30 protein-coding genes are annotated in these 19,273 nt (G+C 66.0%); 28 read left to right on the top strand and 2 right to left on the bottom strand.

Going from position 1 to position 19,273, the window contains the following annotated elements:
• Positions 1-9: 9 nt before the first annotated feature.
• A complete protein-coding gene (locus BHE75_RS19680) occupies positions 10-954 on the bottom strand; it encodes an FkbM family methyltransferase (protein ID WP_070934955.1) in 945 nt (314 codons plus the stop codon).
• Positions 955-1,383: 429 nt separating this feature from the next.
• Between BHE75_RS19680 and rpsL the strand changes: the two genes are divergently transcribed.
• The 28 genes from rpsL to BHE75_RS19540 all read left to right on the top strand — a co-directional run bounded on the left by rpsL (position 1,384) and on the right by BHE75_RS19540 (position 18,753).
• Positions 1,384-1,755 (top strand): 30S ribosomal protein S12, encoded by a 372-nt coding sequence (rpsL, locus tag BHE75_RS19675; RefSeq protein WP_010127208.1) that lies wholly within the window; start codon positions 1,384-1,386, stop codon positions 1,753-1,755.
• Positions 1,756-1,829: 74 nt separating this feature from the next.
• Positions 1,830-2,300 (top strand): 30S ribosomal protein S7, encoded by a 471-nt coding sequence (gene rpsG / locus BHE75_RS19670; protein ID WP_015458363.1) that lies wholly within the window; start codon positions 1,830-1,832, stop codon positions 2,298-2,300.
• A 114-nt stretch (positions 2,301-2,414) separates the two neighbouring features.
• Positions 2,415-4,487: an elongation factor G gene (fusA, locus tag BHE75_RS19665; RefSeq protein WP_015458362.1), complete on the top strand. Its 2,073-nt coding sequence runs from the start codon at positions 2,415-2,417 to the stop codon at positions 4,485-4,487.
• 77 nt (positions 4,488-4,564) lie between these two features.
• Complete coding sequence (gene tuf, locus BHE75_RS19660) at positions 4,565-5,755, top strand: elongation factor Tu (protein WP_015458361.1); 1,191 nt, start codon at positions 4,565-4,567, stop codon at positions 5,753-5,755.
• 120 nt (positions 5,756-5,875) lie between these two features.
• On the top strand, positions 5,876-6,187 hold the full coding sequence (gene rpsJ, locus BHE75_RS19655; RefSeq protein WP_011952197.1) for a 30S ribosomal protein S10: 312 nt from the start codon (positions 5,876-5,878) through the stop codon (positions 6,185-6,187).
• Between the two features lie 297 nt (positions 6,188-6,484).
• Positions 6,485-7,237 (top strand): 50S ribosomal protein L3, encoded by a 753-nt coding sequence (rplC, locus tag BHE75_RS19650; RefSeq protein ID WP_070934953.1) that lies wholly within the window; start codon positions 6,485-6,487, stop codon positions 7,235-7,237.
• Positions 7,238-7,239: 2 nt separating this feature from the next.
• Complete coding sequence (gene rplD, locus BHE75_RS19645; protein WP_070934951.1) at positions 7,240-7,866, top strand: 50S ribosomal protein L4; 627 nt, start codon at positions 7,240-7,242, stop codon at positions 7,864-7,866.
• Positions 7,859-8,173, top strand: coding sequence for a 50S ribosomal protein L23 (locus tag BHE75_RS19640; RefSeq protein ID WP_015458357.1), 315 nt, complete (start codon positions 7,859-7,861; stop codon positions 8,171-8,173). The genes rplD and BHE75_RS19640 overlap by 8 nt, the downstream gene beginning before the upstream one ends.
• Positions 8,174-8,177: 4 nt before the next feature.
• The gene (gene rplB / locus BHE75_RS19635) at positions 8,178-9,014 is read left to right on the top strand and encodes a 50S ribosomal protein L2 (RefSeq protein WP_015458356.1); all 837 of its coding nucleotides are present in this window, start codon (positions 8,178-8,180) and stop codon (positions 9,012-9,014) included.
• Between the two features lie 3 nt (positions 9,015-9,017).
• Positions 9,018-9,293 (top strand): 30S ribosomal protein S19, encoded by a 276-nt coding sequence (gene rpsS / locus BHE75_RS19630; protein ID WP_010127197.1) that lies wholly within the window; start codon positions 9,018-9,020, stop codon positions 9,291-9,293.
• Positions 9,293-9,676, top strand: coding sequence for a 50S ribosomal protein L22 (gene rplV, locus BHE75_RS19625; protein WP_015458355.1), 384 nt, complete (start codon positions 9,293-9,295; stop codon positions 9,674-9,676). Before rpsS ends, rplV begins: the two co-directional genes overlap by 1 nt.
• A 1-nt stretch (position 9,677) precedes the next feature.
• Positions 9,678-10,373 (top strand): 30S ribosomal protein S3, encoded by a 696-nt coding sequence (gene rpsC / locus BHE75_RS19620; protein ID WP_015458354.1) that lies wholly within the window; start codon positions 9,678-9,680, stop codon positions 10,371-10,373.
• A gap of 64 nt (positions 10,374-10,437) precedes the next feature.
• Positions 10,438-10,869: a 50S ribosomal protein L16 gene (rplP, locus tag BHE75_RS19615; protein WP_015458353.1), complete on the top strand. Its 432-nt coding sequence runs from the start codon at positions 10,438-10,440 to the stop codon at positions 10,867-10,869.
• Position 10,870: 1 nt separating this feature from the next.
• Positions 10,871-11,074: a 50S ribosomal protein L29 gene (gene rpmC, locus BHE75_RS19610; protein ID WP_015458352.1), complete on the top strand. Its 204-nt coding sequence runs from the start codon at positions 10,871-10,873 to the stop codon at positions 11,072-11,074.
• Between the two features lie 13 nt (positions 11,075-11,087).
• Positions 11,088-11,348: a 30S ribosomal protein S17 gene (gene rpsQ / locus BHE75_RS19605; RefSeq protein WP_015458351.1), complete on the top strand. Its 261-nt coding sequence runs from the start codon at positions 11,088-11,090 to the stop codon at positions 11,346-11,348.
• 13 nt (positions 11,349-11,361) lie between these two features.
• Positions 11,362-11,733: a 50S ribosomal protein L14 gene (gene rplN, locus BHE75_RS19600; RefSeq protein ID WP_015458350.1), complete on the top strand. Its 372-nt coding sequence runs from the start codon at positions 11,362-11,364 to the stop codon at positions 11,731-11,733.
• Positions 11,733-12,050: a 50S ribosomal protein L24 gene (rplX, locus tag BHE75_RS19595; RefSeq protein ID WP_015458349.1), complete on the top strand. Its 318-nt coding sequence runs from the start codon at positions 11,733-11,735 to the stop codon at positions 12,048-12,050. Before rplN ends, rplX begins: the two co-directional genes overlap by 1 nt.
• A complete protein-coding gene (gene rplE / locus BHE75_RS19590) occupies positions 12,043-12,624 on the top strand; it encodes a 50S ribosomal protein L5 (protein ID WP_015458348.1) in 582 nt (193 codons plus the stop codon). Before rplX ends, rplE begins: the two co-directional genes overlap by 8 nt.
• A 50-nt stretch (positions 12,625-12,674) precedes the next feature.
• Positions 12,675-12,980: a 30S ribosomal protein S14 gene (rpsN, locus tag BHE75_RS19585; RefSeq protein WP_015458347.1), complete on the top strand. Its 306-nt coding sequence runs from the start codon at positions 12,675-12,677 to the stop codon at positions 12,978-12,980.
• 10 nt (positions 12,981-12,990) lie between these two features.
• Complete coding sequence (gene rpsH, locus BHE75_RS19580) at positions 12,991-13,386, top strand: 30S ribosomal protein S8 (protein ID WP_015458346.1); 396 nt, start codon at positions 12,991-12,993, stop codon at positions 13,384-13,386.
• The gene (gene rplF, locus BHE75_RS19575; RefSeq protein WP_070934949.1) at positions 13,386-13,919 is read left to right on the top strand and encodes a 50S ribosomal protein L6; all 534 of its coding nucleotides are present in this window, start codon (positions 13,386-13,388) and stop codon (positions 13,917-13,919) included. The genes rpsH and rplF overlap by 1 nt, the downstream gene beginning before the upstream one ends.
• A complete protein-coding gene (rplR, locus tag BHE75_RS19570; RefSeq protein ID WP_015458344.1) occupies positions 13,919-14,272 on the top strand; it encodes a 50S ribosomal protein L18 in 354 nt (117 codons plus the stop codon). Before rplF ends, rplR begins: the two co-directional genes overlap by 1 nt.
• A 1-nt stretch (position 14,273) precedes the next feature.
• Entirely contained in the window at positions 14,274-15,005 is a 732-nt protein-coding gene (gene rpsE / locus BHE75_RS19565; protein WP_015458343.1) for a 30S ribosomal protein S5, read from the top strand.
• A 6-nt stretch (positions 15,006-15,011) separates the two neighbouring features.
• Entirely contained in the window at positions 15,012-15,188 is a 177-nt protein-coding gene (gene rpmD, locus BHE75_RS19560) for a 50S ribosomal protein L30 (protein ID WP_015458342.1), read from the top strand.
• Positions 15,189-15,410: 222 nt separating this feature from the next.
• Positions 15,411-15,941: a 50S ribosomal protein L15 gene (gene rplO, locus BHE75_RS19555; protein WP_070936171.1), complete on the top strand. Its 531-nt coding sequence runs from the start codon at positions 15,411-15,413 to the stop codon at positions 15,939-15,941.
• A gap of 128 nt (positions 15,942-16,069) precedes the next feature.
• Complete coding sequence (secY, locus tag BHE75_RS19550; protein WP_015458340.1) at positions 16,070-17,437, top strand: preprotein translocase subunit SecY; 1,368 nt, start codon at positions 16,070-16,072, stop codon at positions 17,435-17,437.
• 43 nt (positions 17,438-17,480) lie between these two features.
• Positions 17,481-18,131 carry an adenylate kinase gene (locus BHE75_RS19545; RefSeq protein ID WP_070934947.1) on the top strand — a complete coding sequence of 217 codons (651 nt, stop codon included), beginning with the start codon at positions 17,481-17,483 and terminating at the stop codon, positions 18,129-18,131.
• Positions 18,132-18,207: 76 nt separating this feature from the next.
• Positions 18,208-18,753, top strand: a complete 546-nt coding sequence (locus tag BHE75_RS19540; RefSeq protein ID WP_070936168.1) for an SRPBCC family protein — start codon at positions 18,208-18,210, stop codon at positions 18,751-18,753.
• Between the two features lie 7 nt (positions 18,754-18,760).
• Here BHE75_RS19540 and BHE75_RS19535 read toward each other — a convergent pair whose 3' ends face one another.
• Positions 18,761-19,270 carry a DUF6438 domain-containing protein gene (locus tag BHE75_RS19535; RefSeq protein WP_139181780.1) on the bottom strand — a complete coding sequence of 170 codons (510 nt, stop codon included), beginning with the start codon at positions 19,268-19,270 and terminating at the stop codon, positions 18,761-18,763.
• Positions 19,271-19,273: the final 3 nt, after the last annotated feature.

The following is a 19,273-nucleotide window of genomic DNA, read 5'->3' as shown; positions in this document are numbered from 1 at the left end:
GCGGGCGGCTTATCCCGCCGGCTGCCTGATGGCCTCGATCGCGTCGTGCCCGGCCGATCCGGGCACCGTCCACACCAGATCGCCGTCGGTCCACTCCGCCGCCGGATCGACGGGGATCAGCCGCAGGGCCTGCCGCCCGCCGACCCGTTCGACGCCGAGGCGGTGGCCGACATAGCCGTGGCGCGCCAGCTCCTCCATCAGCGCGGCGGGCGAGGCGTCGGCGCGGGCGAGGTGGCTCGCCACCATCTCCATCACGATCACGGGCTTGGCCTGGGCCATCGTCTTGCTCAGCCCGCGCAGCACGCGAAGCTCGAACCCCTCGACGTCGATCTTGATCACCGCCGGTATCTCGCCCGCCAGCATCTCGTCGCCCACGCCGATCGGGCAGGCGATGGTCTCGCCTTCGTTCGCATCGTAGCGCCGCGCGCCGAACGATCCCTCGCCGCTGTTCATGTGCGGCACGAACAGTGGAAGTGTGCCCGGCTCGTCGGCCAGGCCGCAGGCGTGGACGCGCGTGTTCATGATGCGGTTGCGTTCCAGATTGGCCTCGAACACGGCGCGCGGGCCGGGATTGGGCTCGAAGGCGATCACCCGTCCATCCGGCCCGGCCAGCCGGCTCAGCAGCAGCGCTATCATCCCTTCGTTGGCGCCGATGTCCACCACCGTGTCGCCGCGCCGCACCACGCCCATCATCAGAAGCTGGGTCGGCAGGTCGTAGAAGCGGCCCAGGAAGAAGGTCGCCCGGTTGGACCAGCGGCGGATATCCACCCGCATCTCATAGCCGTGCAGCTTGCCGCGCACCCAGCGGGGCGGCTGCCCCGCCCAGAAGCCGTCATGAGCGTAGGTGCCGATCAGTCTGTTGTAGAGCTTGCCCCAGCCGGGCAGTTCCCGGCTCACATAAGGGCGGACGGTGCCGATGATGGCCGCCTGCGCGAATGCGTTGAACCATCCCATCCGTAATGTCCCCTGATCGATCGATTTGCCCGGACATACGGGCGAATCGCGACCCCCCGGTGACGACGATATGGAGCAGGCCGGCCTTTGCAACCGCGCCGCCGGGGCATAATGGACGGCGCGAGCCATTCCGGCGCCGCATCGATGGAATCGGGCGGGACGGCGGGGTATCGCCTGCCCCGGCCGAGGCGGCCGGCGGGCGCAAGGCGGCCCCCGTTGACCCAGGGCGACTCTCTCTCTATAGCGCCGCGCTGTTCGTCCGCCGGATTCCCGGATGGCGGACTAGCTTGAACATTGCTGATGCACGCAATGGTCCGGGCGGGTCGTTAGGCCGCCGGGGCCTTTGCGCGTTCCGGGCATGCCCCGGGGCAATTCGGGCATCGGTAAAGTAACCGCCGGTTTTTCCGGTAACAAAAGGTGAAGGGCTTCATGCCGACGATCAATCAGTTGATCCGCAAGGGACGCGAGCCGCAGAAGGCCAAGTCCAAGGTTCCCGCGATGGAGCAGAACCCGCAGAAGCGCGGCGTCTGCACGCGTGTCTACACGACCACCCCGAAGAAGCCGAACTCGGCTCTCCGCAAGGTCGCGAAGATCCGCCTGACCAACCAGCGCGAAGTCATCAGCTACATCCCCGGCGAAGGCCACAACCTGCAGGAGCACTCGGTGGTGCTGATCCGCGGCGGCCGTGTGCGCGACCTTCCGGGCGTGCGCTATCACGTGCTGCGCGGCGTGCTCGACACGCAGGGCGTGAAGGATCGCAAGCAGAGCCGTTCGAAGTACGGCGCCAAGCGTCCGAAGTAAGCTCTGGCCAAGGCCGGTTGACATGCCCGGCGCGGCCCTCGCGGCCCCGGGCGCCTAGATAAGGAAGTAACGAGATGGCTCGTCGTCGTCGTCCCGAAAAGCGCGAAATCCTGCCCGATCCGAAGTTCGGGGATGTCGTGCTCAGCAAGTTCATGAATTCCGTCATGCTCGACGGCAAGAAGTCGGTCGCCGAAAGCATCGTCTATTCGGCGCTGGATACCGTCGAGGCGCGCGCCAAGAAGGATCCGCTGGGCGTGTTCCACGATGCGCTCAACAACATCCGTCCGGGCATCGAGGTCCGCAGCCGCCGCGTCGGCGGCGCCACCTACCAGGTGCCGGTGGAAGTCCGTCCGGAGCGTTCGCAGGCGCTGGCGATCCGCTGGCTGATCGCCGCCGCCCGCGCGCGCAGCGAGAACACCATGTCGGCGCGTCTCTCGGGCGAGCTGCTCGACGCCGCCAACAACCGCGGCAACGCGGTGAAGAAGCGCGAGGATACGCACCGCATGGCGGAAGCGAACCGCGCCTTCTCGCACTACCGTTGGTAACGACGGGTTTGTAACCGCCGCTGGTAATCGGCGGGACTCGAAAGAGTCACACATACTTCCCATATCGTCGGGGACGGAGCGCACGCTCCGATCCCCGACATCGGAGATTAGATCATGGCCCGCAGCCACCCGCTCGCCAAGTATCGCAATATCGGCATCATGGCGCACATCGACGCCGGCAAGACGACGACGACCGAGCGCATTCTTTATTACACCGGCAAGTCCTACAAGATCGGTGAAGTCCACGAAGGCACCGCCACGATGGACTGGATGGAGCAGGAGCAGGAGCGCGGCATCACGATCACGTCGGCCGCGACGACCTGTTTCTGGGACGACCACCGGATCAACATCATCGACACGCCCGGCCACGTCGATTTCACCATCGAGGTGGAACGTTCGCTGCGTGTGCTCGACGGCGCGGTCGCCTGCTTCGACGGCGTGGCCGGCGTGGAGCCGCAGTCCGAAACCGTGTGGCGCCAGGCGGAGAAGTACAAGGTTCCGCGCATGTGCTTCGTCAACAAGCTTGACCGCACCGGCGCGAGCTTCGAACGCTGCGTGGAGATGATCAAGGATCGTCTCGGCGCCCGTCCGCTCGTCCTCTATCTTCCGATCGGCATCGAAGGCGGCTTCAAGGGCCTGGTCGACCTGGTGAACAACCGCGCGATCGTGTGGCTCGAGGAATCGCTCGGCGCGAAGTTCGAATATCAGGACATCCCCGCCGACCTCGCCGATGCCGCGGCCACCGCGCGCAGCGAGCTGATCGAGACCGCCGTCGAGCAGGACGATGCGGCGATGGAAGCCTATCTCGAGGGCAATGAGCCGGACGCCGCCACGCTGAAGGCGCTGATCCGCAAGGGCACGCTGAACTTCTCGTTCGTGCCGGTGCTGTGCGGCTCGGCCTTCAAGAACAAGGGCGTGCAGCCGCTGCTCGACGCCGTCGTCGATTACCTGCCGAGCCCGCTGGACATCCCGCCGGTCGAAGGCGTCAAGCTGGACGGCGAGACCAAGGATTCGCGTCCGGCCGACGATACGGCGCCGATGTCGGCGCTGGCGTTCAAGATCATGAACGATCCCTTCGTGGGCTCGCTCACCTTCGCGCGCATCTATTCGGGCAAGCTCGAAAAGGGCACCTACCTGAACTCGGTGAAGGACAAGAAGGAAAAGATCGGCCGCATGCTCCTCATGCACGCCAACTCGCGTGAGGACATCGACGAAGCCTATGCGGGCGACATCGTCGCGCTCGCCGGCCTCAAGGAAACCACCACCGGCGACACGCTGTGCGCGCCGACCGCTCCGATCATCCTGGAGCGGATGGAATTCCCCGAGCCGGTGATCGAGCTGTCGGTGGAGCCGAAGACCAAGGCCGACCAGGAGAAGATGGGCGTCGCCCTCAACCGCCTGGCCGCCGAGGACCCCTCGTTCCGCGTTTCGACCGACCACGAATCGGGCCAGACGATCATCAAGGGGATGGGCGAGCTCCACCTCGAGATCCTCGTCGACCGCATGAAGCGCGAGTTCAAGGTCGAGGCCAATGTCGGCGCGCCGCAGGTGGCGTATCGCGAATATCTCGCGAAGCCGGTGGAAGTCACCTACACGCACAAGAAGCAGTCGGGCGGCTCCGGCCAGTTCGGCGAAGTGAAGGTGAAGCTCACCCCCGGCGAGCGCGGCACCGGCTTCGTGTTCATCGATTCGGTCAAGGGCGGCAATATTCCGCGTGAATATATCCCCTCGGTCGAAAAGGGCATGCGCGAGACCGCCGAGACCGGTTCGCTGATCGGCTTCCCGATCATCGACTTCTCGGTCGAGCTGCTGGACGGCAAGTATCACGACGTCGACTCGTCGGCGCTTGCGTTCGAAATCACCGGCCGCGGCGCGATGCGCGAAGCGGCGCAGAAGGCTGGCATCAAGCTGCTCGAACCGATCATGAAGGTCGAGGTGGTGACGCCGGAAGACTATCTGGGCGACGTGATCGGCGACATGAACAGCCGTCGCGGCCAGATCCAGGGCACCGACAGCCGGGGCAACGCCCAGGTCGTCGAGGCGATGGTGCCGCTCGCCAACATGTTCGGCTACGTGAACCAGCTCCGCTCGTTCACGCAGGGGCGCGCGCAGTACACGATGCAGTTCTCGCATTATGACGAAGTCCCGGCGAACGTCGCGGACGAGGTGAAGGCGAAGCTGGCGTAAAGCTGAATTTGTGGTTATGGGCGCGTCCGCATCGGGCGGCGCGCTCGGAAAACGGTTTGAGAAGAAGGTAGGATACAATGGCGAAAGCTAAGTTCGAGCGGACGAAGCCGCACTGCAACATCGGCACCATCGGTCACGTCGACCATGGCAAGACCTCGCTGACGGCTGCGATCACCAAGGTGCTCGCCGAGACCGGCGGCGCGACCTTCGTCGACTACGCCAACATCGACAAGGCGCCGGAAGAGCGCGAGCGCGGCATCACCATCTCGACCGCGCACGTCGAGTATGAGACGGCCGATCGTCACTATGCTCACGTCGACTGCCCGGGCCACGCCGACTATGTGAAGAACATGATCACCGGCGCCGCGCAGATGGACGGCGCGATCCTGGTCGTGTCCGCCACCGACGGCCCGATGCCGCAGACCCGCGAGCACATCCTGCTCGCCCGTCAGGTCGGCGTGCCGCAGCTCGTCGTGTTCCTGAACAAGGTCGACCTGGTCGACGACGCCGAGATTCTCGAGCTCGTCGAGCTGGAAATCCGCGAGCTGCTCTCGAAGTATGACTTCGACGGCGACAACATTCCGATCATCGCCGGCTCGGCGGTCGCCGCCCTCGAAGGCAAGACCCCGGAAATCGGCCATGACGCCGTGCTGAAGCTGATGCAGGCCGTCGACAGCTGGATCCCCCAGCCGGAGCGTCCGCTCGACAAGTCGTTCCTGATGCCGATCGAAGACGTGTTCTCGATCTCGGGCCGTGGCACCGTGGTGACCGGCCGCGTCGAGACCGGCGTCGTCAAGGTGGGCGAGGAAGTCGAGATCGTCGGCATCAAGGACACCCGCAAGACCGTCGTGACCGGCGTCGAAATGTTCCGCAAGCTGCTCGACCAGGGCCAGGCCGGCGACAACATCGGTGCGCTGATCCGCGGCGTCGGCCGTGACGAGGTGGAGCGTGGCCAGGTGCTCGCGAAGCCGGGCACGATCACCCCGCACACCGAGTTCAAGGCCGAGGTCTACGTCCTGTCGAAGGACGAAGGCGGCCGTCACACGCCGTTCTTCGCCAACTACCGTCCGCAGTTCTACTTCCGCACGACCGACGTGACGGGCGAAGTGCAGCTGCCGGAAGGCACCGAGATGGTGATGCCGGGCGACAACGTCTCGATCGGCGTCAAGCTGATCGCCCCGATCGCCATGGACCAGGGCCTGCGCTTCGCCATTCGCGAGGGCGGCCGCACGGTCGGCGCCGGCGTCGTCGGCACGATCGTCAAGTAATTGCTTGCATGAGCCGGCCGGCTCCCCTACGGAGCCGGCCGGTATTTTTTCGCCCCGAAGGATTCGGCCGGCAGATTCGGTCCGGCTCCAGGGGCACGGCTCTTTCGCATCGGTAGAGAAATGGAAACGCAGAACATCCGTATTCGCCTGAAGGCGTTCGACCATCGCGTGCTCGATCAGGCCACCGGCGACATCGCCGACACCGCCCGACGCACCGGCGCGCTCATCCGCGGCCCCATTCCCCTCCCGACGCGCATCGAAAAGTTCACGGTCAACCGTGGACCGCACATCGACAAGAAGTCGCGCGAACAGTTTGAGGTGCGCACCTACAAGCGCCTCCTGGATATCGTTCAGCCCACGCCGCAGACGGTCGACGCTCTTATGAAGCTCGATCTCGCCGCGGGTGTTGATGTCGAGATCAAACTGGCCTAATAGGCCACCTCCCGTCGCGGCCGAATCGGCTGCGGCGCTTCGCGCGATTTTCCGCCACGCGGCGTAAGTCGAAAGGCGATCGGCCCCCGGGCCCTTCGATCGCGCGACGGAAGAGTAGGGATACCGGCCAGCCTTCAAGGCTGGCGACCGAGTCCCCGTCTTTCGCTTTTTACGAAGCGGAAATGATGGCCCTGACGGGGGCAAGGGTTCATTGGGCTGGGCTTCGGCGGTTACGCCGGGGCCTTTTTCGTTGGCACGCTCCCCGCTGACGGGAGCCTCTGTTGGAAGGAACGGATCATGCGCACTGGCGTGATCGCGAAGAAGATGGGGATGACCCGCCTGTTCCAGGAAGACGGCCGGCACGTTCCGGTTACCGTTCTGTCCCTGGAAGGCAATCAGGTCGTCTCGGTCCGCGACAAGGAGCGCGACGGCTATGTGGCCGTGCAGCTCGGCGCGGGCACCGCGAAGGTAAAGAACATCTCGAAGCCCGAGCGCGGGCATTTCGCCAAGGCGGAAGTCGAGCCCAAGGCGCGCCTCGTGGAATTCCGCGTGGCCGATGACGCCGTGCTCGAGGTTGGCGCGGAAATCGCCGCCGACCATTTCGTGCCGGGCCAGTATGTCGACATTGCCGGCCAGACGCAGGGCAAGGGCTTCGCCGGCGCCATGAAGCGCTGGGGCTTCGGCGGTCTGCGCGCCACGCACGGCGTTTCCGTCTCGCACCGTTCGCACGGTTCGACCGGTAACCGCCAGGATCCGGGCAAGGTCTTCAAGAACAAGAAGATGGCCGGTCACATGGGTGATCGCCAGCGCACGCAGCAGAACCTCGAGATCGTCTCCACCGACGTCGAGCGCGGTCTGATCTTCGTCAAGGGCTCGGTGCCCGGATCGAAGGGCGCCTGGCTGATCGTCAAGGATTCGGTCAAGGTCGCGCGTCACGCCGATGCGCCCTATCCGGCCTCCGTGAAGAAGGCTGGCAGCAACGATAGCGCTCCGCAGGCCGAGGCTCCCGCCGAAGTCGCTGCCGAAGCCGCTGAAGGCCAGGAGGGCTGATCATGAAGGTCAAGGTTCAGACCCTCGACGCCAAGGCGTCGGGCGACATCGAACTCGCGGACGAGGTGTTCGGCCTCGAGCCGCGCGCGGACATCCTGCACCGCGTCGTCACCTGGCAGCTCGAAAAGCGCCGCGGCACGGCCCGTCCCACCCGCGAGCGTTCGGACGTTGCCCGCTCGGGCAAGAAGTTCGGTCGCCAGAAGGGCGGCGGCACGGCCCGTCACGGCGATCGCCGCGCCCCCGTCTTCATCGGCGGTGGTAAGGCCCACGGTGCCCGCCTTCGCGACTTCAACCCGTCGCTGAACAAGAAGGTTCGCGCGCTCGGCCTGAAGATGGCGCTCTCGGCCAAGGCCAAGGACGGCAACCTGATCGTCGTCGACGCGCTGGATGTCGCCGAAGGCAAGACCAAGACGCTCGCGGGCCAGCTCGCGAAGCTGGGCTTCGGCACGAAGGCGCTGGTGATCGACGGCGATGTGCTCAACGTCAGCTTCGCGCTGGCTTCGAGCAACATCAAGGGCGTCAACCTGCTGCCGGCGATCGGTGCGAACGTCTACGACATTCTGAAGCATGACACGCTGGTGCTGACCCGCGCCGCCGTCGAGAAGCTGGAGGCGCGCCTCAATGGCTAAGAAGCAGAACGAAGCGGTGGCACTGCGTCATTATGACGTCGTGCTCGCGCCGCACATCACCGAGAAGACCTCGCTGCTCTCCGAGCATAATGCGGTGGTCTTCAAGGTCGCCGGCGACGCCAGCAAGCCCGAGATCAAGGCGGCTGTCGAAGCGCTGTTCAACGTCTCGGTGACGGGCGTGAACACCATCGTCCAGAAGGGCAAGACCAAGAAGTGGAAGGGCGCGCCCTACCGCCGCTCGGACGTGAAGAAGGCGATCGTGACGCTGGCCGAAGGCCAGTCCATCGACGTGACCACGGGGATCTGACGCCATGGCGCTGAAGCATTATAACCCGACCAGCCCGGCGCGGCGCGGCCTGATCCTCGTCGACAAGTCGTCGCTGTGGAAGGGCAAGCCGGTCAAGGCGCTTACCGAAGGCAAGCGCAAGTCTGGCGGCCGCAACAACATGGGCCACGCCACCGCGCGCGGCATCGCTGGCGGCCACAAGCAGAAGTATCGCTTCGTCGATTTCAAGCGCCGGAAGTGGGATCAGCCCGCGACCGTCGAGCGCCTGGAATATGACCCGAACCGCTCGGCCTTCATCGCGCTGGTGAAGTATGAGGACGGCGAGCAGGCCTACATCATCGCGCCGCAGCGTCTGGCTGCCGGCGACGTGATCGTGGCGGGCAAGAAGACCGATACCAAGCCCGGCAACGCGATGGAAATCGGCCAGGCCCCGGTCGGCACGATCGTCCACAATGTCGAGATGAAGCCCGGCAAGGGCGGCCAGATCGCGCGTGCCGCCGGCACCTATGTGCAGATCGTCGGCCGCGACAAGGGCATGGTGATGGTTCGCCTGAACTCGGGCGAGCAGCGCTACATCCGTTCGGACTGCATGTGCACGGTGGGCGCGGTGTCGAACCCCGACAACGCGAACCAGAACCTCGCCAAGGCCGGTCGCAACCGCTGGCTCGGCCATCGTCCGCTCACCCGCGGCGTCGCCAAGAACCCGGTCGACCACCCCCATGGCGGTGGTGAAGGCCGCACCTCGGGCGGCCGTCACCCGGTCACCCCGTGGGGCAAGCCGACCAAGGGCGCCCGCACCCGCAGCAACAAGGCGACGGACAAGTTCATCATCCGTTCGCGTCACGCGAAGAAGAAGAGGTAAGCCATGGCCCGTTCCGTCTGGAAAGGTCCGTTCGTCGACCTGCACCTTCTGCGCAAGGCCGAGGCCGCGCAGGAATCTGGTGCCCGCGCGCCGATCAAGACCTGGTCGCGCCGCTCCACGATCCTGCCGCAGTTCGTCGGCCTGACCTTCAACCTCTACAACGGCCGCAAGTTCGTGCCGGTGTCGGTCAACGAAGACATGGTCGGTCACAAGCTGGGTGAATTCGCGCCGACGCGCTATTTCCCCGGCCACGCCGCCGACAAGAAGGGCAAGCGCTGATGTCGAAGCCTGCATCCCCCCGCAAGGTCGGCGATAAGGAAGCGCTGGCGGTGGCCACCACCGTCCGCGGCTCGCCGCAGAAGCTGAACCTGGTCGCGGCCCTCATCCGCAACAAGAAGGCCGGCGACGCGCTCAACATCCTCGCTTTCTCCAAGAAGGCGATGGCGGTCGACGTCCGCAAGGTGCTTCAGAGCGCGATCGCCAACGCCGAGAACAACCACAATCTCGATGTGGACGCGCTCGTCGTGAAGGAAGCCTCGGTCGGCAAGGGCCTCGTCATGAAGCGCTTCGCCACCCGCGCCCGCGGCCGTTCCACCCGCATCGTCAAGCCGTTCTCGCGCCTGCGCGTGGTCGTCCGCGAGCAGGAAGAGGCTGGAGAATAACATGGGTCAGAAGTCCAACCCGATCGGCATGCGGTTGCAGATCAACCGCACCTGGGACAGCCGCTGGTTCGCCGAAGGCGCCGATTATGGCCGCCTGCTGCTTGAGGATCTGAAGATCCGCAAGTTCATCATGAAGGCGCTGCCGCAGGCGGCGATCTCCAAGGTGGTGATCGAGCGTCCGGCCAAGCTGTGCCGCATTTCGATCTACGCTGCCCGTCCCGGTGTCATCATCGGCAAGAAGGGCGCGGATATCGAGAAGCTCCGCAAGAAGCTGGGCGAGATGACGTCGTCGGACGTGAGCCTGAACATCGTCGAGATCCGCAAGCCGGAAATCGACGCCAAGCTCGTGGCCCAGGGCGTCGCCGACCAGCTCGAACGCCGCGTCGCGTTCCGCCGTGCGATGAAGCGCGCGGTGCAGTCGGCGCTGCGTCTCGGCGCGGAAGGCATCCGCATCACCTGCGCCGGCCGTCTCGGCGGCGCGGAGATCGCGCGGACCGAATGGTATCGCGAAGGTCGCGTGCCGCTGCACACGCTGCGCGCGAACGTCGATTATGCCGAAGCCGAAGCCCACACCGCCTATGGCGTGTGCGGGATCAAGGTGTGGATCTTCAAGGGCGAGATTCTCGGCCATGATCCGCTCGCCCAGGATCGGCTCATGATGGAAGCTCAGACGTCGGGGGTCCGGCCGGCGCGGTAAGGGGTTCGCCCCTTTCCACGTCGCCTGATCGACCGGACAATCGGTGTCAGAAGGCGATTAAGACATGCTGCAACCAAAGCGCACAAAATTCCGCAAGGCCTTCAAGGGCCGCATCCACGGCGATGCCAAGGGTGGCACTCAGCTCAACTTCGGCGCCTTCGGCCTGAAGGCGCTGGAGCCGGACCGGATCACCGCCCGCCAGATCGAGGCGGCCCGCCGTGCCATCACGCGCCACATCAAGCGCCAGGGCCGTCTGTGGATCCGCATCTTCCCGGACGTTCCGGTCTCGTCGAAGCCGGCCGAAGTCCGCATGGGCTCCGGTAAGGGTTCGCCCGAATTCTGGGCCGCCCGCGTCAAGCCCGGCCGCATCCTGTTCGAGCTGGACGGCGTTCCCGGCCCGCTCGCCCGCGTCGCTTTCGAGCGTGCGATGGAGAAGCTGCCGATCAAGACCAAGGTGGTCGCCCGCCTCGGTGAATCGATTTACGAGGCTGCGTGACATGGCCAAGATCAGCGATCTCAAGACGAAGACCGACGACCAGCTCTCCGAGCAGCTGGGCGAGCTGAAGCGCGAGCAGTTCAACCTGCGCTTCCAGGCCGCCACCAGCCAGCTGGAGAAGCCGTCGCGGGTGCGTGAGGTGCGTCGCACCATCGCGCAGATCAAGACCCTCCAGACCGAGCGCGCGCGCTCGGCCGCCAAGTAAGGAGACACCAGTCATGCCGAAGCGCGTGCTGACGGGGACTGTGGTCTCCGACAAGACCGACAAGACGGTGGTGGTGCTGGTGGAGCGTAAGGTGAAGCACCCGCTCTACGGCAAGATCATCCGCCGTTCGAAGAAGTATCACGCCCATGACGAGGGCAACGTGTTCAAGGAAGGCGAGACCGTCCGCATCGAGGAATGCGCGCCGATCTCCAAGCTGAAGACGTGGCGCGTTCTGGGCAAGGTCGGGGCCGAAAGCCCCGCCGTCGCCGGTTAAGGAGGACTGACCCATGATTCAGATGCAGTCCAACCTGGACGTGGCCGATAACTCGGGCGCCAAGCGCGTCCAGTGCATCAAGGTGCTCGGCGGTTCCAAGCGCCGCACCGCCACCGTCGGCGACGTGATCGTCGTGTCGATCAAGGAAGCCGCCCCGCGCGGCAAGGTGAAGAAGGGCGACGTGCACCGCGCCGTCATCGTCCGCACCGCGAAGGACATTCATCGTCCGGACGGTTCGACGATCCGGTTCGACGGCAACGCCGCCGTTCTGATCAACAAGAATAGCGGGGAGCCGATCGGCACCCGCATCTTCGGGCCGGTGGTGCGCGAACTGCGCCAGGCGGGCCACATGAAGATCATTTCGCTCGCGCCCGAGGTGCTGTGATGGCCGCGTTGAAGATCAAGAAGGGTGACAAGGTCATCGTCCTGTCCGGCAAGGACAAGGGCAAGACCGGCGAAGTCACCAAGTCGCTGCCCAAGGAGGGCAAGGTGATCGTGTCCGGCGTGAACGTCGCGACCCGCCACCGCAAGCCGACCCAGGTCAACCCGCAGGGTGGCCTGGAGCGCGTGGAAGCGCCGCTGCATGTCTCGAAGGTCGCGCATGTGACCGCCGACGGCAAGCCGACGCGCGTCCGCTTCGAAATCAAGGACGGCAAGAAGGTCCGCGTGGCCGTGAAGTCCGGGGAGCAGATCAATGGCTGACGCTTACAAGCCCCGCCTCAAGAAGCTGTACGAGGACCGCATCGTCCAGGCGATGACGGAGAAGTTCGGCTACACCAACCCGATGCAGGTGCCCAGGCTCGAGAAGATCGTGCTGAACATGGGCGTCGGCGAGGCGACGCAGGACAAGAAGAAGGTCGAGGTCGCGGCCCAGGAAATGACCGCGATCGCCGGCCAGAAGGCCGTCATCACCAAGGCGAAGAAGTCGATCGCGCAGTTCAAGCTGCGTGAAGGCATGCCGATCGGCGCGAAGGTCACCCTTCGTCGCGAGCGGATGTACGAATTCCTCGACCGGTTCGTGACGATCGCCCTGCCGCGCGTCCGCGACTTCCGCGGCCTTTCCGACAAGTCGTTCGACGGCCGCGGCAATTATGCCACCGGCCTGAAGGAGCAGCTGATCTTCCCGGAAATCAGCTACGACAAGATCGACAAGATCCGTGGCATGGACGTGGTCGTCGCGACGACGGCGAAGACCGACGAGGAAGCGCGCGAGCTGCTTCGCCTGTTCGGCTTCCCGTTCCCGCAGCCCGTCGTCGAAGAAAAGAAGGCGGCCTGATCTCCCTCGGGGAGACTGGCTCGATCCGATAAGGAAAGAGAACTTAAGTCATGGCGAAACTGAGTTCGATCAACAAGAACGAGAAGCGCAAGAAGCTCGTCAAGCAATATGCTGGCAAGTATGCGCGCCTCAAGGCGATCGCGGACGATGAAGGCAAGGACGAGACGGAGCGCCTGATCGCGCGCCTGAAGCTCGCCGAGCTGCCGCGCAACGCGAACCCCACCCGCGTTCGCAACCGTTGCGAGCTGACCGGGCGTCCGCGCGCATACTACCGCAAGTTCCGGCTGTGCCGTGTCCAGCTGCGCGATCTGGCCAACAAGGGCCTGATCCCGGGCGTCACGAAGTCGAGCTGGTAAGGAACTGAAGATGGCTCTGACCGATCCTTTGGGTGATCTGCTCACCCGCATCCGCAACGGCCAGCGCGCGCGCAAGGACAGCGTCCTGTCCCCGGCGTCCAAGCTGCGTGCCCGCGTCCTCGACGTGCTGCAGCGCGAAGGCTATATCCGTGGCTACAGCTCGGAAGATCTCGCCGGCCACGATGGCCTGCGTATCGAGCTGAAATATTTCGAAGGCCAGCCGGCGATCCAGCATGTCGCCCGCGTCTCGAAGCCGGGCCGCCGCGTCTATTCGGGCGCCAAGGAGCTGCCGCGCATCCGCAACGGCCTCGGCATCACCATCGTCTCGACGCCGAAGGGCGTTCTGTCCGACGCGGAAGCGCGCGAGCAGAATGTCGGCGGCGAGATTCTCGCGGAGGTCTTCTGATGAGCCGCACGGGCAAGAAGCCGGTCGCCATTCCCGCGGGCGTGACGGCCACGATCGAGGGCCGCGAGCTTTCGGTGAAGGGGCCCAAGGGCACCCTCACCCTGCCGCTGGCCGATGAGGTGACCTACACCATCGAGGACGGCCAGATCGCGATCCAGCCGGCCAACGACACCAAGCGCGCCCGCTCCTTCTGGGGCATGCAGCGCACCCTGGTGCAGAATCTGGTGACGGGCGTGACCGAGGGTTTCTCGAAGACGCTGCAGATCACCGGCGTCGGCTACCGCGCCAACCTTCAGGGCAAGAACCTGAAGCTGCAGCTCGGCTACAGCCACGACGTCGATTTCGCGGTGCCGGAAGGCATCACGATCGCGACGCCGGACCAGACGACGGTGCAGATCAGCGGCATCGACAAGCAGAAGGTCGGCCAGATCGCCGCCGAGATCCGCCGCTGGCGCAAGCCGGAGCCCTATAAGGGCAAGGGCATCAAATATGCCGGCGAGTTCATCTTCCGCAAGGAAGGGAAGAAGAAGTAATGGCCAAGCTCTCTCTTTTCGCGAAGCGCCGCCAGCGCGTCCGCACCGCGCTGCGAGCTCGTGGCGCCACCCGTCCGCGCCTTTCGGTGCACCGTTCGGGTCGCCACATCTATGCCCAGGTGATCGACGACGCCGCCGGCCGCACGGTCGCCGCCGCCTCGACGCTGGACAAGGATGTCCGCGGCCAGACCGGCGCCACGGCGGAAGCCGCGGCTGCCGTCGGCAAGCGCCTGGCGGAGCGTGCCTCGGCCGCCGGCGTCACCAAGGTCGTGTTCGATCGCGGTGGCTTTCTGTTCCATGGTCGGGTGAAGGCTCTCGCCGACGCCGCCCGCGAAGGCGGACTGGAGTTCTAATATGGCTGACGAAACCGAAATCCAGGCGGGCGCTCCTGCCGATGCGCCCGCCGCTGGCGGCGCGCCGGAAGGCGAGCGCCAGGGCCGTGGTCCGCGTGGCGGCCGTGGCCGTGGCCCGGGCGGTGATCGTGGCGGCCGTGGCCGCGACGGCAACCGTGGCCGTCGCGACGATCGTCGCGGTGGCGCCGAGGAAGGTGGCGAGGAGCTGATCGAAAAGCTCGTCCACATCAACCGCGTTTCCAAGACCGTGAAGGGCGGCAAGCGCTTCGGCTTCGCGGCTCTGGTCGTCGTCGGCGACGGCAAGGGCCGGGTCGGCTTCGGCCATGGCAAGGCGCGCGAAGTGCCGGAAGCCATCTCGAAGGCGACGGCTGCCGCCAAGAAGGCGATGATCCGCGTTCCGCTGCGCGAAGGCCGCACGCTGCACCACGACGGCAACGGCCATTTCGGCGCGGGCCGGGTGACGCTGCGCTCGGCGCCGCAGGGCACGGGCATCATTGCGGGTGGCCCGATGCGCGCCATCTTTGAAAGCCTGGGCGTGGCCGATGTGGTGACCAAGTCGGTCGGCACCTCGAACCCCTACAACATGATCCGTGCGACCTTCGAAGCGCTTTCGGATCAGACCAGCCCGAAGTCGGTGGCCCAGCGCCGCGGCAAGAAGATCGCCGACCTGCTGGGTCGTGGCGGTGCTTCGGCCGAGGTGGCGGAAGCCGAAGCCGCGGCCGTTACGGAGTAATCGGACATGGCGACCATCAAGGTGACGCAGGTCGGCTCGCCGATCCGCCGGACCAAGGACCAGCGCGCGACCCTCGTCGGCCTGGGCCTCAACAAGATGCACCGGACTCGCGAACTGGAGGATACTCCGGAAGTGCGCGGCATGATCCGCAAGGTGCAGCACATGGTGAAGGTCGAGGGCTGATCCCCTCGGCCGTCCCGGCCGATCGCCGGGGCTCACAAGGCGCCGCGATGATGGCTTCGGCCGCATCGCGGCCCTTTGTCGATTTGGTCCATGGGCCGATTTGGGCTTTACGGCCCGGCGGCGAACGGGGTAGGGGCCTCGGCCTCTAGCCAGACAGATAGAGTCCGATTCCCGCGATGCGGGGCGGGCTCAGCGCGACAAAAGCGAAAGCGAGTGCACGATATGAAACTGAACGACATCCGCGACAATCAGGGCGCGCGCAAGGGCCGGGTCCGCGTGGGCCGTGGCATCGGCTCGGGCCTCGGCAAGACCGGCGGCCGCGGCCAGAAGGGCCAGAAGAGCCGCTCGGGCGTCTCGATCAAGGGCTTCGAGGGCGGTCAGATGCCGCTCCACATGCGCCTGCCGAAGCGCGGCTTCAACAACATCTTCGCCAAGGATTATGCCGAGGTGAACCTGGGCCAGCTCCAGGCGCTGGTCGACGGCGGCAAGCTCGCCACCGACGGCGTGATCGATCACGCCGCGCTCAAGGCGGCGGGCGTCGCCCGTGGCGGCAAGGATGGCGTGCGCCTGCTCGGCAAGGGTGAGCTTAAGGCCAAGCTGTCGCTCAAGGTCGCCGGTGCGTCCGCCGGCGCCAAGGCGGCGGTCGAGAAGGCCGGCGGCTCGGTCGAGGTGATCGTGGTGGTTCCGGCGGCCGAAAAGGCTGCCGCTAAGAAGGGCAAGACCCTCGCCGCCAAGAAGGCCGCCAAGGCCTGAATTTCCGGTTGCGCTTTCGGCCCGTTCTTGGTGTTCGGGGCTGACAAGCGCGACAGGGGCATTATATGAGGCGGCGGGGGGCGTAGAGGCACTCCGCCGCCTTCAATTTTTCCGGGGTCGTTAAACGCATGGCATCCGCAGCCGAACAACTGGCCGCCAACGTCAGTCTTTCCCAGTTCGCCAAGGCGACCGATCTCAAGAAGCGGCTGTGGTTCACGCTGGGCGCGCTCATCGTGTTCCGCTTGCTCAGCTTCGTGCCGCTGCCCGGCATCGATCCGGTGGCGCTCCACGCCCAGTTCGAAACGACCAAGGGCGGCGTTCTCGATTTCTTCAACACCTTTTCGGGCGGCAGCCTCTCGCGCATGAGCCTGATCGCGCTCGGCGTGATGCCCTACATCACCGCCTCGATCGTCGTGCAGCTCGCGACCTCGCTGTCGCCGTCGCTCGCCGCGATCAAGAAGGAAGGCGAGAGCGGGCGCAAGAAGCTCAACCAATATACCCGCTACGGCACGGTGCTGCTCACCGCGATCCAGGGCTATTTCATCGCCGTCGGCCTGGAAGCCTGGGGTGCGGACCAGGGCATGTCCGCCGTGATCGATCCGGGCATCCTGTTCCGCGTCACCACCGTCATCTCGCTGATCGGCGGCACGATGTTCCTGATGTGGCTGGGCGAACAGATCACCAGCCGTGGCATCGGTAACGGCGTCTCGCTCATCATCATGGCCGGCATCGTCGCCTCGCTGCCCACGCACCTCGCCCAGCTTTTCGAGGGCGGGCGTTCGGGCTCGCTGTCGCCGGTGCTGATCCTCGGCGTGGTCGCGCTGATCGCGGGCCTGATCCTGTTCATCTGCTTCATGGAGCGCGCGCAGCGCCGGGTGCTGATCCAGTATCCGAAGCGCCAGACCGCGCGCGGCATGATGCAGGGCGATCGCAGCTTCCTGCCGCTCAAGATCAACACCGCCAACGTCATCCCGCCGATCTTCGCGTCGTCGCTGCTGCTGATGCCGCTCACGATCAGCCAGTTCGCCGGGCAGCGCGTGAACGACGATACCTGGTGGGGATCGGTGCTGAGCTGGCTGAACCTCAACCTCGCCCATGGCGCGCCGATCTACATGCTGCTCTATGCGGCGGGGATCATCTTCTTCTGCTTCTTCTACACCGCGGTCGTCTTCAACCCGGAGGAGACGGCGGACAATCTGAAGCGTTACGGCGGCTTCATCCCCGGCATCCGTCCGGGCAAGCACACCGCCGACTATCTGGATTTCGTGCTGACCCGCATCACCGTGATCGGCGCGGCCTATCTGACGCTGATCTGCCTCGTGCCGGAATATCTGGCCTCGCGGGCGGGCATCAGCTTCGCGCTCGGCGGCACCAGCCTGCTGATCGTGGTCAACGTGACGATCGATACCGTCACGCAGATCCAGAGCCACCTGCTCGCCCATCAATATGGCGATCTCATCAAGAAGGCGAAGTTGAAGGGCGGCAACCGCCGCTGACGGCAAAGACCGGCAAACCGGCAATAGGGGGGACTAGCTTCCGATGAACATCATTCTGCTGGGGCCTCCGGGCGCGGGCAAGGGCACCCAGGCGGGCCGGCTGGTCGCCGAACGCGGCATGGTGCAGCTTTCCACCGGCGACATGCTGCGCGCCGCCGTCAAGGCGGGCACGCCGATCGGCCTCCAGGCCAAGGCGGTGATGGAATCGGGCGGCCTCGTCTCGGACGAGATCGTCTCCGGCCTGATCGGCGAGCAGCTCGACGCGCTGTCGCCCGATACCGGCGTGATCTTCGACGGCTATCCCCGCACCGCCGCGCAGGCCGAATCGCTCGACGGCCTGCTCGCCGCGCGCGGCCGCACCCTCAATCATGTGATCGAGCTTGAGGTGGACGAGGACGCGCTGGTCGAACGCATCACCGGCCGCTTCACCTGCGCGCAGTGCGGCGAGGGCTATCACGACAAGTTCAAGCTGCCCAAGGTGCCAGGCACCTGCGACGTCTGCGGCAGCCACGAGTTCAAGCGCCGGCCCGACGACAATGAGGAAACCGTGCGCACCCGCATGGCCGAATATCGCGCCAAGACCGCGCCGATCCTGCCGATCTACGAGGCGCGGGGCCTGGTCTCCCGCGTCGACGGCATGGCGCCGATCGCCGATGTCGAGGCCGCGATCGAACGGATCCTCGGCCCCCGATAGGAAGCGCGGGCACCCGCTTCGGGCCGCCGCCTCGTCATGCTATCATCCCCTCTCCCGATATCCGGGGGAGGGGATGATGCGTTTTACGGCCCCGTTCGGTCTGGCCATGATCGGTGGAGCGGCGCTGGCCGCCGCCGCGCCTGCGGACGCGGAAGTCGTCTCCGCCTCCGCCGGAGCGTTCGAGATATCGCGCAGCATCACCGCCCCCGTCACGCCCGATGCGGCCTATGGCGCGCTCGGCCATGTCGGCCGCTGGTGGAGCAGCGCGCACAGCTATTCGGGCAATGCCGCCAACATGACGCTGAACCTCCATGCCGGCGGCTGCTTCTGCGAGAAGCTGGCCGATGGCGGCTCCATCGAACATATGCGCGTGATCGCCGCCCGCCCCGGCCGCCTGCTCCGCCTGTCGGGCGCGCTCGGCCCCCTGCAGGCCGAAGCCGTCGCGGGAGTGATGAGCTGGACGCTCACCGCCGACCCCGCCGGCGTCCGCATCGTCCAGACCTACAGCGTCAGCGGCCATATTCGCGGCGGAGCGGGCAAGATCGCGCCCGCCGTCGATCAGGTGATGGGCGAGCAGCTCCAGCGCCTCGCCGACTACCTCCGCGCCGCCCGCACGCCCTGAGCGCCGGTCAGCGCTGGCGATCCCCCACCAGCGGGCCGATCGGCAGCATCTCGTTCGAAGAGCGGATCGCCTCGGCCAGCGGCACGTAGCGCAGGTCGGTGCAGCCCAGGCTGAAGGACAGCGTCACCGCCTCGCCCGACTTGTCGACCCAGCGCACCGTCCAGCTCGGCGCGTCGGTGCGGAAGCTCTCGCATTCCTCCGGCCCGATCCGGCGGTCGGCGGCGGGGCGGTAGGGGGCGAGTCTCTTCTCGATCGCGCGGAAGGTGGCGGGCTCCACCAGCAGCGCCTGCTCCCCCACCTTGGCGACGAAGCGCGTGCCGATGAAGCGGCCGCCGCCGTCCGCGAGGATGCGGGTGCTGTAGACCGGGCAGCGGCCGAAGCAGGGGCCGGCGGCGATGACGATCTCGGCCGTGTCGGCGTCGGCATCCGGCTCCGCGCCGGCAGGCTGGAGCGGCGCCATCGCAAGGAGACCGGCGGCACCCATCACCCTGGCTGCTGTCGAAAAGCTGCGCATCATCGA

Source organism: Edaphosphingomonas haloaromaticamans (assembly GCF_001853345.1).
Classification (GTDB): domain Bacteria; phylum Pseudomonadota; class Alphaproteobacteria; order Sphingomonadales; family Sphingomonadaceae; genus Sphingomonas_E; species Sphingomonas_E fennica.
This window is presented reverse-complemented; position numbering and strand designations above follow the sequence as displayed.